The organism is Thiosulfatimonas sediminis (assembly GCF_011398355.1).
Classification (GTDB): domain Bacteria; phylum Pseudomonadota; class Gammaproteobacteria; order Thiomicrospirales; family Thiomicrospiraceae; genus Thiomicrorhabdus; species Thiomicrorhabdus sediminis_A.
The window spans coordinates 827,187-842,645 of the sequence record NZ_AP021889.1; the positions used below are offsets into that span (position 1 = coordinate 827,187).

Below are 15,459 nucleotides of genomic sequence, written 5' to 3' on the forward strand. Positions count from 1 at the left end.
ATTCTTTGTTTTTGGTTTGCTCTGATATTTAGCGTGCTTGATAAGCTCGACGTAAAACCTCAGATTCATTAATTCCGACTCTTGATAGCTGTGCAGCAAACTGATTCAGAACTTGTTGCGCTTTATCTGCTTTTAGTTCTCCTATCCATTGATATTCCATCTTATTAATATCTATAAATTTTTCATCTTGATTGGCTCTAATAGGTTTGTTGTTATCTGCTTGAGTTTGTGGAAAGATGATGCTTTTAAGCTTTGTTGGTGTATAAATAATTTTTAATTTGATAATCTCAGCTTCAGGTTGTTTAACAATTACATCATAGACATCTTTTTCTGAAGGCTTTAATGGCAGTAACTGGAACGCCGTTTCCTTTCCTTCTCCAGCTTTTACACGAGCGGTATCGCACCGAGGGGAAATGCATAAATAATACTGCTCATTGTGTTTGATTATTGATCCAAGATTGAGGGTTGGAGTTGGTGAAGAATAAAAAGTTCTTGTTGTAGTTAATAGACCAAATTGATCATTAGAATCAGTTGTTTCACATGGTAAAAGGTTTGTTAGATAAGATGGATTCGTTTTATCTATATGTACCTTCAGACATTTAGCTATTTTGAGTTTGAAGAGATTATTCGGCAAGCTAGGGATAACATGATCAATATATTTTTTCTTTAAATCAGCTTTTTTTGTTTCTATTAATTCTTCAACTTTACCGTCAGTTGTGAAGAGCAATTTTTTATCTTCAACTTTACTAATTCCCTCTATTTCTGGCTTTGTAAGACAGGGACTTAACGTAGATATTGCACTGTCGGAGTTGGTGTATGAAAAGTTACTAAAGAAAGTGTCTCTGTATAGTTGTAATTGTTTTGCTTCATCCAAATGATCCAATCTGTGTTGGGCCCAGTTTTTAATTGCCTCATCGGACAACTCAATTTTGGAATCATCTAAAATTGATTTTAATTCGTGAGCAAATAAGTCGATAAATTGCTCTTCAGCTTCTTCAGGGTTAGGGAGCATGATTCTATGAGCTAGATAACCACCATCAATTTCGTGTGAGAATTTTTGTAGTAATCGATGAGTATTTTCCCTGATACTAGTAATGGAATGTAACGTTAGATTAGGCGTGATTCCTTGTATCGTTTTCGCAAAATCATTAATCACTGAATTAACCAGTTCATCCTCTTTACGATGGATATGGCTAATTTCGGTGTTGTGTTCATTAGGTTTAGCGTAAAAGCAAAACTTAAGGTGGTTATAACTTAATTGGTGATCGTGTTCACCTTCAATTTTTCCCACTTCACTCGTTAAGTCATCAACCCAGGTTTTCGTTGAATGAATATGCTCATCAAGAAGCTTGTGTTCTCCGGAGTAGATAACGATAAATCTAAGAGCTTTTTGTTTATGACTTTCTTCATTTCCTACAATTGACTCGATAATACTTTTTACTCTTGCATCATTGTTTGCACCTTCCTTAGCCATTTTCCAGTCTAAGATTGTGATATCGGCTTTTCTTAAAGCTTTTTGAGTGCGTTTTTCGAAGTATTGGTCACTTTTCTCCGGTTTTAGCATCGAGCATAAAATACCTTCGTTGGCAAAAAGAGCTGAAATTTTTGGCGAGATTGTATGAGCTATCTCACTACTATCATCTTTAGATTCTTCAGGTTTTTTGTCTTGCGCATTTATCTTTGCTTTTTGAGAAGATGCTGGTAATCCTCTTCCTATTGGAGCTTTAATTTCTTCCGGTTGAGGTGGTGGTGCTAATTTTGTTTCATGTGGTGACTCTTCGATTTCATCATCGATAATTAATACAGTTTGTAAAAAGTTAAGAGCTATTTCTCTAGATGTAGTTTCAAAGGGAGTCATCATCATTCACTTCTTCGTGTTTAATAATTTTAAAGGTAGTACCTGTGTTGTTTGAATCGACAATTAAGTCATAACCTAGTTCATTTAGAGACTGTCGAGCTATGTATAAGCCCATTCCTCTGCCGTTGTCTTTGGTACTAAAGCCTAAATCAAATATTTTGTCTTTGATTTCATCCCTTATTCCTGGGCCGTTGTCAGAAATAGCGAAAGAGTTATTTTTGACATCAAGAGTAATAGTTTTGTCAGTAACTCTTAGCTTGCCAAGCCAATAAATTGCATTGTCTAACAAATTGACAAAGCTTGGATAAAAGGTAGAAGGGTATCCTTGTTCAAAATGCTCTTTAAAGCTCTCGGTTGCCGTTAATGAAATGTCATGGCGTTCAAGCCTTACTTTGAAAAGGTCATGCAAGAAATCATAGATTTCTTGTCCGTATACACTGATTTGAGTTCTATACAGTCTTCTATTAAGAGGAGAGAATAGAGTTAAATAACCGTCTATGTGTTCAAAGCTTGCTCTAACATCATGGTAAATTTCATGAAGGTTTTCATTGACATCAGCCCATGCTTTTAGTCGGCTAAGATTTCTTCTAACCGTTCTGATGCTGCTGTCAAATTCATGATTAATGATGTTGATTGCTGTACCTATTTGCGCCAACTGCATGTCTGACTTAATTTGTTCGTTGGCTTCATTCAAGGCACGTTCATTTGCTTCATATATGTCTAAGTCAGTTGCAATATTCCCTTGGTCATCAAAGTCCCACGAAACACTTTCAAGCAGCGTCTGAATAGTTTGTAATGTTTTTTTCTCTTTCGCAGCGACAGTATCAATTTGATCTTCATACCTAAGCCTTAATTCGGCTATTTCGGTTTCAGTCATATTTGAAAAATCGGTTTTGTTAAAGTCTTCAGTTACGCTTCTAATCGTTTCTTCAATTCTACGAATACTTTCTCGAGCTACTTTTTTAACCTCTGCATCGACACTTTCGTTTTGTTTAAGTACTTGCTTGCTTTCGCTATTAGCGACTTTTTTAGTTTCTGAAATATGAAATTTTAAAGAGCTTTCTATTCGACGTCGTCTATCTACTTCAACTCTAGCGTCTTGAATTGCATCGGAGATTGTTTTTTCAATGAACTCTTTTGTAGGTTCGAATACTGTTTCTAATGCATTATTTAATTCAGCTTGGTAAGTAATCCAAAGATCATTGTCGGTCTTGGTTTTGATTACTATGCCTTGAGGCCTGGATATACTGTATTTTTTTTCTAATACAGATAAATCTGTTAGTACATTACTTTCTAATTCTATTATCTTGGAAGCAATTTTTTCGGCATCGTCAAAAACCAAAATATGATTTATTTGATGTTTTAATTGGTTTTTTATGCTTTCAACTTTGTCTAAGTGCTCCAGAGACTGCAAATTATTTAAAGCAGCCTTAAACTCGAGAAGGAATTTAGATCGTTTTTCAGACTTTTTCTTTTCACGTTTTTTTCTTAATTCGTCTTGTGCTTTGTATGCATTTTTTTCATTTATAAATACTTCTGAATAGATTCCTTTTTCTTGAGTAAAGTCTGCGGCAACTTGTTTTAGGAAATTTTTGAGAATGTCTTTAAATTGTCGATAAGCTTTATTTTCTTGGAATCCTTCACGCCCGGCTTTTTCTTTTAAATCCGAATTATCCGTTTGATTTATTTCTATGGCACCAAACATTCTGCGATAACTAAAATAAGCGGCTCCTGCATTTTTACCTCTACGTTTCTCGACTTCCAAAAAGTCAAAATCAGCGTCTCCATACGGTAGAACTCTAATTCCATCTTTATAAATATACAATCCACCGTGTTTTTCTGTTTTTGTATACATTTCTTTTTGGACTAAAGGAGGAAGAGAGCTTTCCGATAAATTCCCTTGTATTGATGCGAAATTGATCTGAAACATTCCACAATCAGTCTTTTTTCCATAGTTTCCAGGCCATGGAAGATGGTATTCAATAGGTTCTGTACCATAGATAGACACAAAGCCGTGAAATTGACCGTATTCATCAAAATTACCGTAAAAATGATGGTCAGATTTGGAAAAGTCTTCCGGTGTAAAGAAATCCGATTCTTTGATGATATCTATTGATAAATCGTCGGTTTTATTATGTTGTCTGAAACTCGCTTTGATATGAGGAGCTTTATGCTCCGGTAGCATGGTGTTGGTGAAACCAAGGAGATATTTTTCTAGTTTAGAGGGTTCAACGGAGTCAGTTGTTAAGTCCTCAAGGATACTTTCGTCGGAAGGGGATATGTAGAAATGAGTTCCTGCATATTCGGATAAGATAAGAGGGTTATGCTCTCCCTGTTCCTTCATTTTTTGTATGTCTGAGTTCTGAAGGTATACTTCTTCCGATTTTGGATTGAATTTAAAGCTGTTTAATTCATTAGAAATTCTTTCATAGAGATCTGTAGGAGTTAGCTGACGCAGAGTTTCAAGGTTAGCTTTCACTTCCTTAACCATTTCCGATACATCGATTTCATCAGGTAAATTACCATTGATGAATGTTCTAATTGGAATGGTGATTTGCTCAATATTGATTCCAGGAATCTCGAATAACCCCCAGTTAATAAATGTTGCAATAACATCACCTAAAATAGGTTCGTTATTTTCGTTAAATCGTTTAGACCGGCTTAAAAGTAAAACTTGTGGTCCTATAATTGAGACCGCTAATCGACCAATACCTTTTTCCCCCATAGAAGGTCTTTTTTCTTTGGTAGGATCAATTTGAGGTGGTCTGAGGTTTTTACTGTTTTCGACTTTACTATCAGTGCCGAGAGTTAACCATCTGTTGGTTAAATCTTCGAGTGTCATGCCCAAGCCATCGTCACGAAGAACAAACAGTTTATCTGATGTGTAGTAATCGACAATTACATTGTCTGCATAAGCATCATGAGCATTTTTAAAAAGTTCGTTAATTGCTGTAGGTATGCTGGCTATTTGTTGGCGACCCAGCATATCAACTGTTCTAGCTCTAGTTTTAAATGAAGCCGCTTTCGGTTGGACTTTTAACCCCGCATAATTGCAAATTTGTTGTTGAATTTCTTTTGTGGTGTATCTAACAGCATTTTGAGGGTTGTAGGTAGAGGAGCTTTCCCATAGAGATTCATCTTCCTTACGTAAAGGTACTTCTTTCGGAAATGTCCGATATTCAGTTATTTGTGCAAAAAATTGACCATCTTTACGAACGCCGATTGAGCCAATTTTTCCATATCCAAAGTAGGTACCAGTTCCGGCTTTCGCCGGCTCGTAATAAATAAATTCACTATTTTCTGTGATTTGATTTTTATATTTTTCTGGGAAATGGTACAAAAACCCTACTAAGTCATCGTATTCGGAATTGTGTCGATACTGTGAAAGTATAAGGTGGTTTGGATTTAACATTATTGGACTCAATCTATAATATTGTTATTTTCTAATAGAAACTGTCTCGTTTCAAGGGATTTTTATATATTGCGAATCGCTGGTTAACCAGGTTTTAAGAGTTTTAATTACTAACGTGACTTCTTTAGGTGTTTTACCTCGTAATGAGCATTCCCAGACTGTGGCAACTCGCCAACCTTGATTGATTAGTCTATCGATATTTTTTCGATCACGAGATTTATTTAATTTTATTTTGTTTGACCAAAACTCTTGGTTTGATTTTGGTAGCTTACCGTGCGGGCAGTTATGTCCATGCCAAAAACAGCCGTGAACAAAAATTACCGCTTTGTATTTTGGTAGAACTATATCAGGTGTTGCGGGGAGTGTCCTGTCGTTAATTTTGTACCTGAAACCTCTTACGAAAAGCGCTTTTCTTACCACTAACTCGATGGAAGTGTTTTTGTTTCTAACCTTAGACATCATCTTACTTCTTGTTCTTTGATCGACGGTGTCTGTCATGAAGTGAAACCTTACAATTAAACAGAAATTTTTTGAATGATGACTGATTCTAGTTTGTCGATAGAATTCCATGTGTGAAGAACTCTTTCAAAATCTAAAGACAGTCCAGAAACGACAGAGCCTTTGGTTCCATCCCACACACCTTTGTAGCGGGTTAAGTTCTTCATAATTGTATCGAGAGTTTGGTCGCCGATTATTTTTTTGCTTTTGATTAATCCAACGGTGCATTCGTTTTTTCGACGTTGTTGGATATCAATCCAACAGTAGTGATTACCATTGTGCTTAATATCGACGGCAATATAGCTTCTTCGGGTTTTGCTAGCGGATTCCAAATAAGCCCATTGCCTTCTTGTACTGGCTTCAGACAGAGGGACAACGTCAATTCTTCTAATTTTTATCTTCATGCCATCACTGGCAAGTTGTTTTACCGCTTCCTGAAGCATTTCCAAGTCTGCGCCGACGCCTTTGCTTCGATTGATTTTAGCCTGTTGGTTGGTCGAGTCTTTGCCGTAGTTGCCTTGACCAGTTCCTAGACCGTCGGCTTCCGGCGCTTTAGGTTTGTTTGGAGGGGATTTATAGCGGTTGTATTCTTTGCTCTCCGGTTTGATGATTTCTTTATTTTCTAAAAAATCGAATTGAGCCGATTGGATGAGAATATTTTGAATTGGAAGGTTTTTGTGCGTTTCCTTTTCACTATTCAGCTCTTGACCATCAATTTCCTTTTCATCGTTTCTGTTTAGGTTTCGGTCGTAGGTTTTCTTTTCTTCCTGCTCCATATCTGTTTCGGAATCGGCCTTTGTCGAATTATTATCTCGGTCGACTTGAAGCTGAGAGAAAGGGAATGGATGTGAGCACTTCAGTAATTGAAGTATTAGGTATCGTGGGCGTTCTTTAGTTCCAATTTGTAAGCCTTTTGCCTTCCAGCGAGTTGTGCCAATAAAAGGAATAGCGCATTCGAAGAAGCCGGATTTATTCGAGTCTAAGTTTCTGAGTAAGCTTTTATGAATTTCTTGAACGCCATGCTTAGCGTTTTCGTCGAAAAGGATTCTGCCTATTGTCCAAGCGTCAATATCGGAAAATCGCTGCCTTAAATGAACAATAGCTCTGTCTAATTCTGAATCAAAACCGCATTTTTCATAATTAACAATATCGTTAAGGTCATAACTGTATTCTCCCCAAAATGCACTATGGGCTAGGTCAGTAGAATGGCAATAATAAAAGCGGGCAACTTCGGAGGCTGGGATGATAATTCCGTAAGGGTCTTGGTTATATTCAATTGCAAGGCAACTCGATGAGGCAAATTCTTTAGGAATATCTCGAATGGTAGGTGGTATGGCATATTTTCCGGCTTCGATTTTATCCCATGCTTCGATGATACGAATGCAATCCGGAGTGATATTGATCTTGGGTAAGATGAAATTTTCAATTTGGTCAGGTTCGTAAATAGTGAGCCGTTTATCTCTCCAATTAGAACCGATTTTTAGAAGTGGAAGTTGGCCGACTCCGATTTCGATTGTTCGATCACCATGCTTAGAGCGAATGCCTACTTCAATTAGTGGCTCGGACGGTACTTGAGGATTTCTGGTGATCCGTCCGTGCCAGATGATTGTCCAGTTTCCATTGGGAAACTCTTTTATAGGCGGTGTGTTTTGAAAGATTTCGGCCATTCTCAGTACAAATTAATTTTGTAGAATCCAAAATAATGTTGTTCAGTCCAAATTAATGTTGAAACTCACATCTTGTTTGTCACTGCTTTTGGCTTGTAAATCGGCGTGGTACGAACTGCGAACCATTGGGCCAGCGGCGACGTTTTCAAAGCCCATTTGATAACCGGCGTCTTCTATTTTTTTGAACTCTTCAGGGCTCCAGTATTTTTTCACGGCTAAGTGAAAGCTGCTTGGCTGTAAATACTGGCCAACGGTGAGCATTTGCACATCGTGGGCACGTAAATCATGCATCACTTGCAGCAGTTCATCCATGGTTTCCCCTAAACCGACCATTAACCCAGATTTAGTTTTAACTTCGGGGTGCAGTGCTTTAAAGCGTTTGAGTAGATCCAAAGAGGATTGATAATCGGCACCAGGACGCGCCTCTTCGTAGAGGCGTGGGATGGTTTCCAAATTATGGTTCAGCACATCTGGTGGTTGCTGGTTCAATGTTTCCAGAGCGACCGTCAAGCGACCACGAAAATCCGGTACAAGCGTTTCAATTTTGGTTTGCGGTGATGCGCTACGAATGGCGGCGACACAGTCGTTAAAATGTTGGGCGCCACCATCACGTAAGTCATCGCGGTCAACGGAGGTTATGACAATGTATTTCAAGCCCATCGCTTTTACGGTGCGTGCCAGATGCGCCGGTTCTTCTTGATTTAACGGTTTTGGTCGACCGTGCGTAACATCGCAAAATGGGCATTTACGCGTGCAAATATCGCCCATAATCATAAACGTAGCGGTGCCGTGACCGAAACATTCCGCAAGATTGGGGCAAGAGGCTTCTTCACAGACGCTGTGTAGGCCTTGTTCGCGCATGATGTTTTTGAGTTCCCGAATGCGGTGAATGTCTTTTGCTTTTGGGAGTTGTGCTTTAATCCAGCGCGGTTTTTTCAATTTTGGCGCTTCTGGATCTGGGCGTAATTTCAGCGATTTGGTTTTGTACTGACCCTTTGGCATGGCTGCATTACGCTCTTTGAGATTACTGAGGTTGCCAATTTGCTCCAGTTGAATCTCTTGTCGCTGCGGGGGTTGTGACATAGTTAGTACTCGTATTCGCTTAAAAGGCGCCTATTATAATTCATTCGCAGAATTTTCAAAAATCGGCGCTTAATTCGATAGTAGAGGATTGTTCGATTTGTTGCTCTAAGTGTTGGCACAGCTCTCTGCCAAGCGTGTCTAGCCCAGGTAAGCGCGGTTTTGGTAGTAATGCGCTGAGTTGAGTCATTTGCATTTGCGCTAATCCGCATGGGTTAATGGCCTGAAACGGGGTTAAATCCATTGCGACATTCAACGCGAGGCCATGATAGCTTTTTTGTTTGCGGATTTTGAGGCCGAGTGAGGCGATTTTTTGACCATCGACATAGACTCCAGGCGCATCGACACGTGCGTAGGCCTGAATGCCATAGTCTGCCAAAAGGGCGATAATGCTGTTCTCCAGAATGGATACCAACGCACGCACTCCGAGTTTTCGGCGTTTCAAATCGATTAAGACATAGACGATTAATTGTCCAGGTGCATGATAGGTAATTTGTCCGCCGCGATCGCTTTGGACGATCGGTATTCTTGGGTCGGGACGCAGCAGGTGTTCCGCTTTGCCATTTAATCCTTGGGTGTAAACCGGTGGGTGTTCGACTACCCACAATTCATCCGCTGTGCTGGTGCTGCGCTGATTGGTGAACGCTTGCATCGCTTGCCAAGTGTTTTGATAGTCTTGTAGTCCTAAGTATTTAACGCGGATAGGCATCATTTACAGCGTCATTTTTACTTCTGGATACTGCTTTAATTCGCCATAAATGCCATGAATTTGTTCTATGCAGGTCGCGTAAAAAGTGATGTTTACTGAGATAAAGCGTTTGCCTTTTGAGTTGCTGACCTTGATGTTATCGCGCGGTGTGTTCGGCGCATACTTACAGGTAATCTGGTAGACCAGTTCGATGAACGCATCGTTATTTTCGCCCATCGCTTTAAGGCGGTAGTCGCATGGAAATTCAATTAAAGTTTCGCTATCGGGAGTGTGTAAATCTGTTGTCATTGTCATAAAATCCAAAAAGCCGCAGCGGCTCAAAGTCAACTACGGCTGTTATTAGAAAATCAAGTTTGAGGGAGAATGGCTTGTTTTAAGCGCTCTTGTCCCAGAGTGACTGGAAAGTCATTTTTACTTGGTCAATCAGTTTTTTGAAGAAAGAACCTTCTTGCACTGAATCTAATGCGATCAGTGGGCGTGAGGCAACTTCCTTGTCGCCAAGCGTTACTTTTAACTGACCGATTTCGCTGCCTTCGCCAATGGGCGCTTTAATGGCGTTTGCGACTAAGGTGTCTAATTTAAGATTGTTATATTGGCCGCGAGGTACGGTTACATAAAGATCTTCAGCCAGTCCCAGTCCGATTAGATCGCGGTTACCTTCCCACACGGTCACGTCTTTCAGGCGCTGAAATGCGTTGTACATTTTATGGGTTTCAAAGAAGCGGAAGCCGTAGTTAAGCAATTTTTGAGTTTCTTGTACGCGAGTATTGGCGCTATTGGTGCCAAGAACCACCGAAATAAGACGCATATCATCACGTTTTGCAGACGAAACTAAACAGTATCCAGCGCTTTCGGTGTGGCCAGTTTTTAAGCCGTCGACCGTCTCATCTTGCCATAACAGTTTATTGCGGTTGTATTGAGTGATGCCGTTGAACGTGAATTTTTTCTCGGAATACCATGAATACTCTTCTGGGAAGTTTTTGATAAGTGCTTTGGTCAATAACACTAAATCGTGCGCGCTGGTGTAGTGCTCTTCGTGCGGTAGACCGGTGGCGTTGACGTAATGTGTATTGGTCATGCCAAGCGATTTGGCGTATTTATTCATTAATTGTGCAAACACTTCTTCGCTGCCGGCGATGTGTTCAGCCAGTGCGACTGAGGCGTCGTTACCAGATTGAATGACCATGCCTTTAATTAAATCACGCACAGCAACTTGCTTGCCGACTTCGATAAACATTTTTGAGCCCGGCATTTTCCAGGCTTTTTGTGAGATGGTGACCATGTCATCCATGCTCATATTGCCGTTGTTTAATTCATTAATCACCACATAGCCGGTCATAATTTTGGTTAAGCTGGCAGGTTCAACACGTTTATCAGCGTCTTTTTCAGCCAAAATGCGACCACTGTCAAAATCAATCAATAGATAGGCGTTACCAGCAATTTCCGGCGGTGATGGAACGACGTGCGGTGTTTGAATAGCCGCAATGGCGGTTGGGTTGGCACTGCTCACCGCACTGAATATAAGCATGCAGCTGAGAATGAACAGACGGATTGTGTGACTTAAGGCAGGTGTGTAATACATAGTAATTAGACTTTTTTCCAATTCTCGATTAACGAACAACCGACACGTAAATAACGCCGCAATTGGCGCAGGTCGGTTTGTAAAATTGCCTGCTAATGTACCACATTTTGTGCGAAAACCTAAACCGACTGAGGGTGCTTTCAAGGGTTGCCGCAGAGTTTTCTCGTTGGCACGGAACGAATCGGTTTATTCGGTGAGCATTTTTCGATGCGTTTGAATGGACATCAAGATGCCAAAGCTAATCATTAGGGTTACCAGTGAACTGCCGCCGTAACTGATCAGTGGCAACGGCAAGCCGACCACCGGCAGTAATCCACTGACCATGCCGATATTGACGAATACATATACAAAGAAAATCATCGTGAGACTGCCGGCAATTAAGCGGGTGAATTGGTCTTGGGCTTGCGCCGCGATATAAAGCCCGCGAGCAATCACGAAAAGATACATCGCCAGCAGGGAGATAACCCCAATTAAACCAAATTCTTCAGAGAGAACCGAAAAGATAAAGTCGGTGGTACTTTCGGGTAAAAACTCCAAATGTGCTTGGGTGCTGCCCAAATATCCTTTGCCTTCGATACCGCCAGAGCCGATGGCGATTTTTGATTGAATAATGTGATAGCCCGAGCCAAGCGGGTCAGACTCTGGGTTTAAGAACGTCATGACACGCTGTTTTTGGTAATCGTACATATTTTCCCACGCAATCGGGATGGCGGCGGCAACTGCGAGCAGCGCTGCGATAATCATTTTCCACGGCAAGCCAGCAAAGAAAATGACAAATAGGCCAGACATGGCAATCAGCAGAGAGGTGCCTAGGTCCGGCTGGATAACGATTAATCCAGCACTTAATCCGATGACCAGCAAGGCAACGAAAATTCGCTGATAGCTTGGTGGGTAGCTGGTGTGCGCAAAAATCCACGCAATCATAATCGGCAGAACCACTTTCATCAGTTCGGAGGGTTGGAAGCGCACCGGACCAAACTCCAACCAGCGCTGGGCTCCCATGCCGATGACCCCAAAAAGTGGCACGGCGATTAACAAGGCCAAGGCGAAGAGATATAAAAATGGGGTGAATAGGAAGATAATTGATGGCTTAATTTGAGCGAACAGCAGCATTAAGCCAAAAGCAAAAGTGACACGCATTATGTGACGTTGCGTTACCGCCCAATCACCGCCCGAAGCGCTATACACAATGGCCACGCTGCTGCTTAATAACAATAACACGCCCAGCAGTAGCCAGCCGTCTAGGTGCAGGCGATTGAGTAGGCCACGATTGCGGCGGTAGACCTGCTCTTTTTCATCATGGATTCTCATCGGTCATTTCCTGAGATGTCGGGAAGCGGGGTTAATGGCAACTCCGGACGTAAATAGCGTTTGATAACATTGACGGCAATCGGCGCGGCGGTTTTTGAGCCACTGCCGGAGTTTTCAGCAATCACCGCCACGGCAATGCGTGGCCGCTCTGCGGGCGCAAAGCCAATAAATAGCGAATGGTCATGCAGAGATTTATCTAATTTAGCCGCATCGTAATCGGCTTCGTTCAAGCTAAAGACCTGTGCAGTACCGGTTTTTCCGGCCATCGTAAATGGTAAGTCCTGGCCAAAGCGCCGTGCTGTACCTGTCGGGCCGTGCATCACGGCAACCATGGATTGTATGACTTTTTCCCAGTGCTCTATTTTTTTGATTTCGATTTGCATTGGCACGATGTCATGCTCTTTTTGGAGATTTTGCAGCAGATGTGGAGTAATCTGCTTGCCACGATTTGCCAAGATGGCGGTCGCTCGAGCCAACTGCATCGGTGTGCTCAGGTGATAGCCTTGGCCAATCGACGAGATAATCGTCTCGCCCCGATACCAGGGCTTACCTTTGGTGTCGCGCTTCCAGGCTTGCGAAGGCAGGATGCCTTTGGACTCGCCCGGCGTATCGATGCCGCTGCGTTGGCCAAAACCAAAGGGGGCCATGGAGTCATGAATTGCATCAATGCCCATATCTAGGCTGAGTTCATAGAAATAGGTGTCGCAGGATTGTGCGACTGCCAGATGCATGTCGACCAGTCCATGGCCGGTCCGTTTCCAGTCACGGTAGCGGTGATCTTTGTACTCAAAAAAACCGGGGTCGTAGATTTTTTTCTGTGGCGTGATGTAATCGTTTTCAATCGCGCCTAGCGCGATAAACGGCTTAATGGTTGAGCCTGGTGGGTATTGGCCATTGATTGCACGGTTGATAAAGGGTCGATTAGGGTCGTTGAGCAACGTACTGTAGGATTTGCCGTCAATGCCGTCGACAAAGAGATTTGGGTCAAAGGTCGGGGTGCTGACGTAGGCCAGAATCTCGCCGTTTTGTGGATCAATCGCAATAATGCTGCCGCGACGACCGCCCATCAGTTGTTCGGAAAATTTTTGCAGTTCGATGTCTAGCGTCAGATGGATGTCTTGTCCTGGAACCGCCGGTGTTGTTTCCAGCTTGCGCAGCACCGAGCCACGTACGTTGGTTTCAACCTGCTGAACGCCTGGATAGCCATGCAAAATGTCTTCGTAATATTTCTCAATGCCGGACTTGCCGATGATTTCCGTTCCGAGATACCGTTTTTCATCCAGGGTTTCCAGTTCGCGCAAGTTAATGCGACCGACATAGCCGATGGCATGGACACCGGTATTTTTGAATGGGTAGGTGCGCTTGAGGCGGCTGCTGAGAGTGACGCCGGGGTGTTTGTGATTGAGTACGGCAAAGCGTGCGGCTTCTTGCTCGTTTAAGGTGTACGGTAACGTGTAGGTTTTGGCGCGACGACCCTTGCGGAATTTATTGAAGAAATCGTCCATTTTGGCTTGTGGGTAACTGTCCAAGATTTGGCTGAGATCTTGTTCGAAACTCCCGATGTCGCTCATGTCTTCACGGATCAGTTTGATGGCGAATACTGGTTGATTATCAGCAATCAGAATATGGTTGCGGTCATAGATTTTACCGCGTGTTGGTGGCAGGACTTCAATTGAAATTCGGTTGCCTTCGGCTAGGCCATGATAGCGGTCATAGTTTAGCCACTGTAGATAAGCCATACGCCCTATTAGAAACAGAAACAACGCACTGACAAATAGAAATGCAATCACCAAGCGTGAACGGAATTGCCGTTTACGCTTTTGGTTTTGCTGATCGGTACTAAATTCGAGGCGTTCTGGTTGCATGGTCAGATTGTGTGCTTGTCAATGTTATTTTTCAACCGCATTTTGCTGTGTCAGTAGGTTAAGGAGTTTGGCGAATAGCAGCCAGAAAAAAGCGGCCACGATAGGCATTAGCCAAAACGACAATTGTTCTGTTGAGTCGAGTTTTGGGGTAAGCATCAACAGATGCAGCAGTTGGAAGATGAACATAAAAACAATGATATTTAACGCTTGTTGCGGCAGGGAGTAGCCTCGAAAGCGCAGGCGATGACGGAGCATCATAAAGGTTAGTACGATATAAATCAGTGCGTGTAAGCCTAAAGTGCTTTGGTAAAGCGTGTCTGCTAAAAGCCCAATAATAAAGGCGGTGGTCAGATAGGTGTAATCTAAAAAATGCCCACTCCAATAGAGCAAAACCAAAAGGGTGAAGGGGGGCAGAAACAAGTAGTTTTGACCAATCAGATTAATGCTGTCCAGCAATAACGCAAAGATAAAGCTGAGAATAATTAGCCAGCGTACTTGACGGCTAGAAATGTAAATGAAGTTATCGCCCATCGTTAATTTTGTCCGGCTGGTTTGCTGTCTATTTGACCGCTGTTGATGCTATCTAGAGTTGAATCGGTCGCGCTGTTGGGCGAGAGTTCGGTGTCCAAGTCGGTGTTGATTTTGGCAAAAGGCGTGCGTTGTTGTTTTAGTATCAGTACCTGACGCGCTTGGTTGAGTTGTCCAAGTGGCGTGGCAAAGATTTCATAATAAGGGTCGCTTGCGCGGCTAATCACTTTGGAAACAATTGCCACCGGATAGCCAGAAGGGAAAATGCCGCCTAGGCCAGAAGTTTCGAGTAAGTCGCCAACCAAGATTTCGCTGCTTTTGGGGATGAAGTTTAATTGGGTATTGTCGTGGCCGCTGCCGCTGAGAATCCCGCGTTGCCCTGTGCGCTGAATACGGACGGGTAGTTGATGGGCGGGGTCGGTAATCAGTAAGACTCTTGAGGAATGTGGTGTCGTGTTGACAACTTGCCCAATAATCCCAAGCGCATCAATCACCGTCTGTTGAGGTTTGACGTCATCCATTGCGCCTTTATTGATGGTAATAAATTGCGACAACGGGTTACTGGAAAAAAAGTTTACGGTGGCGATTTGAAAGGTAGCGTTGTTCACGCGGCCAGTGGTGCCGAGCAGGGCGCGTAAACGGCTGACCTCTTGTTCCATTTTAATCAGCTGCTGTTGTTTGGCTTTGAGCAGGAGCAGTTCGGTTTTTAGACGCTCGTTTTCTTGTTTGATTTCATCAAATGAAGTGAAGTCGGTGGTGAGGTTGTTATAGATCTGTTGTGGCGTTTGGGCGATGCGTTCAATCGGGTCGAGTAGCGTCAGCAGCGCGCTGCGTAAATCGCGCATGAAATCGCTGTTATGGTCGGCAGCGATGACGGCAATAGATAAAAAAAACGCCACCAAAAAGTGGATAGCGTCTTTTTGTGGCGTCGTTGCGAATTGATTGATAT

The 15,459-nt window shown here is 42.5% G+C and carries 12 protein-coding genes; all 12 read right to left on the minus strand.

Annotation, left to right across the window (positions count from 1 at the left end):
- Positions 1-28: 28 nt before the first annotated feature.
- The 12 genes from HRR27_RS03795 to mreC all read right to left on the minus strand — a co-directional run bounded on the left by HRR27_RS03795 (position 29) and on the right by mreC (position 15,457).
- Complete coding sequence (locus HRR27_RS03795; RefSeq protein ID WP_173271061.1) at positions 29-1,864, minus strand: response regulator receiver domain; 1,836 nt, start codon at positions 1,862-1,864, stop codon at positions 29-31.
- Positions 1,845-5,270: an ATP-binding protein gene (locus HRR27_RS03800; RefSeq protein ID WP_173271062.1), complete on the minus strand. Its 3,426-nt coding sequence runs from the start codon at positions 5,268-5,270 to the stop codon at positions 1,845-1,847. The genes HRR27_RS03795 and HRR27_RS03800 overlap by 20 nt, the downstream gene beginning before the upstream one ends.
- A gap of 51 nt (positions 5,271-5,321) precedes the next feature.
- Positions 5,322-5,768: a very short patch repair endonuclease gene (locus tag HRR27_RS03805; RefSeq protein WP_173271064.1), complete on the minus strand. Its 447-nt coding sequence runs from the start codon at positions 5,766-5,768 to the stop codon at positions 5,322-5,324.
- Between the two features lie 17 nt (positions 5,769-5,785).
- Positions 5,786-7,435, minus strand: coding sequence for a hypothetical protein (locus HRR27_RS03810; RefSeq protein WP_173271066.1), 1,650 nt, complete (start codon positions 7,433-7,435; stop codon positions 5,786-5,788).
- Between the two features lie 42 nt (positions 7,436-7,477).
- Positions 7,478-8,518 (minus strand): lipoyl synthase, encoded by a 1,041-nt coding sequence (gene lipA, locus HRR27_RS03815; protein ID WP_173271068.1) that lies wholly within the window; start codon positions 8,516-8,518, stop codon positions 7,478-7,480.
- Between the two features lie 55 nt (positions 8,519-8,573).
- On the minus strand, positions 8,574-9,224 hold the full coding sequence (gene lipB / locus HRR27_RS03820) for a lipoyl(octanoyl) transferase LipB (protein WP_173274239.1): 651 nt from the start codon (positions 9,222-9,224) through the stop codon (positions 8,574-8,576).
- Between the two features lie 3 nt (positions 9,225-9,227).
- On the minus strand, positions 9,228-9,512 hold the full coding sequence (locus tag HRR27_RS03825; protein WP_173271070.1) for a YbeD family protein: 285 nt from the start codon (positions 9,510-9,512) through the stop codon (positions 9,228-9,230).
- Between the two features lie 85 nt (positions 9,513-9,597).
- A complete protein-coding gene (locus HRR27_RS03830; RefSeq protein ID WP_243830879.1) occupies positions 9,598-10,806 on the minus strand; it encodes a D-alanyl-D-alanine carboxypeptidase family protein in 1,209 nt (402 codons plus the stop codon).
- A 186-nt stretch (positions 10,807-10,992) separates the two neighbouring features.
- The gene (gene rodA / locus HRR27_RS03835; RefSeq protein ID WP_173271072.1) at positions 10,993-12,117 is read right to left on the minus strand and encodes a rod shape-determining protein RodA; all 1,125 of its coding nucleotides are present in this window, start codon (positions 12,115-12,117) and stop codon (positions 10,993-10,995) included.
- Complete coding sequence (gene mrdA, locus HRR27_RS03840) at positions 12,114-13,982, minus strand: penicillin-binding protein 2 (RefSeq protein ID WP_173271074.1); 1,869 nt, start codon at positions 13,980-13,982, stop codon at positions 12,114-12,116. The genes rodA and mrdA overlap by 4 nt, the downstream gene beginning before the upstream one ends.
- Before the next feature lie 24 nt (positions 13,983-14,006).
- Complete coding sequence (gene mreD, locus HRR27_RS03845; RefSeq protein ID WP_173271076.1) at positions 14,007-14,513, minus strand: rod shape-determining protein MreD; 507 nt, start codon at positions 14,511-14,513, stop codon at positions 14,007-14,009.
- 2 nt (positions 14,514-14,515) lie between these two features.
- Positions 14,516-15,457 carry a rod shape-determining protein MreC gene (mreC, locus tag HRR27_RS03850; RefSeq protein WP_279585870.1) on the minus strand — a complete coding sequence of 314 codons (942 nt, stop codon included), beginning with the start codon at positions 15,455-15,457 and terminating at the stop codon, positions 14,516-14,518.
- Positions 15,458-15,459 lie beyond the last annotated feature (2 nt).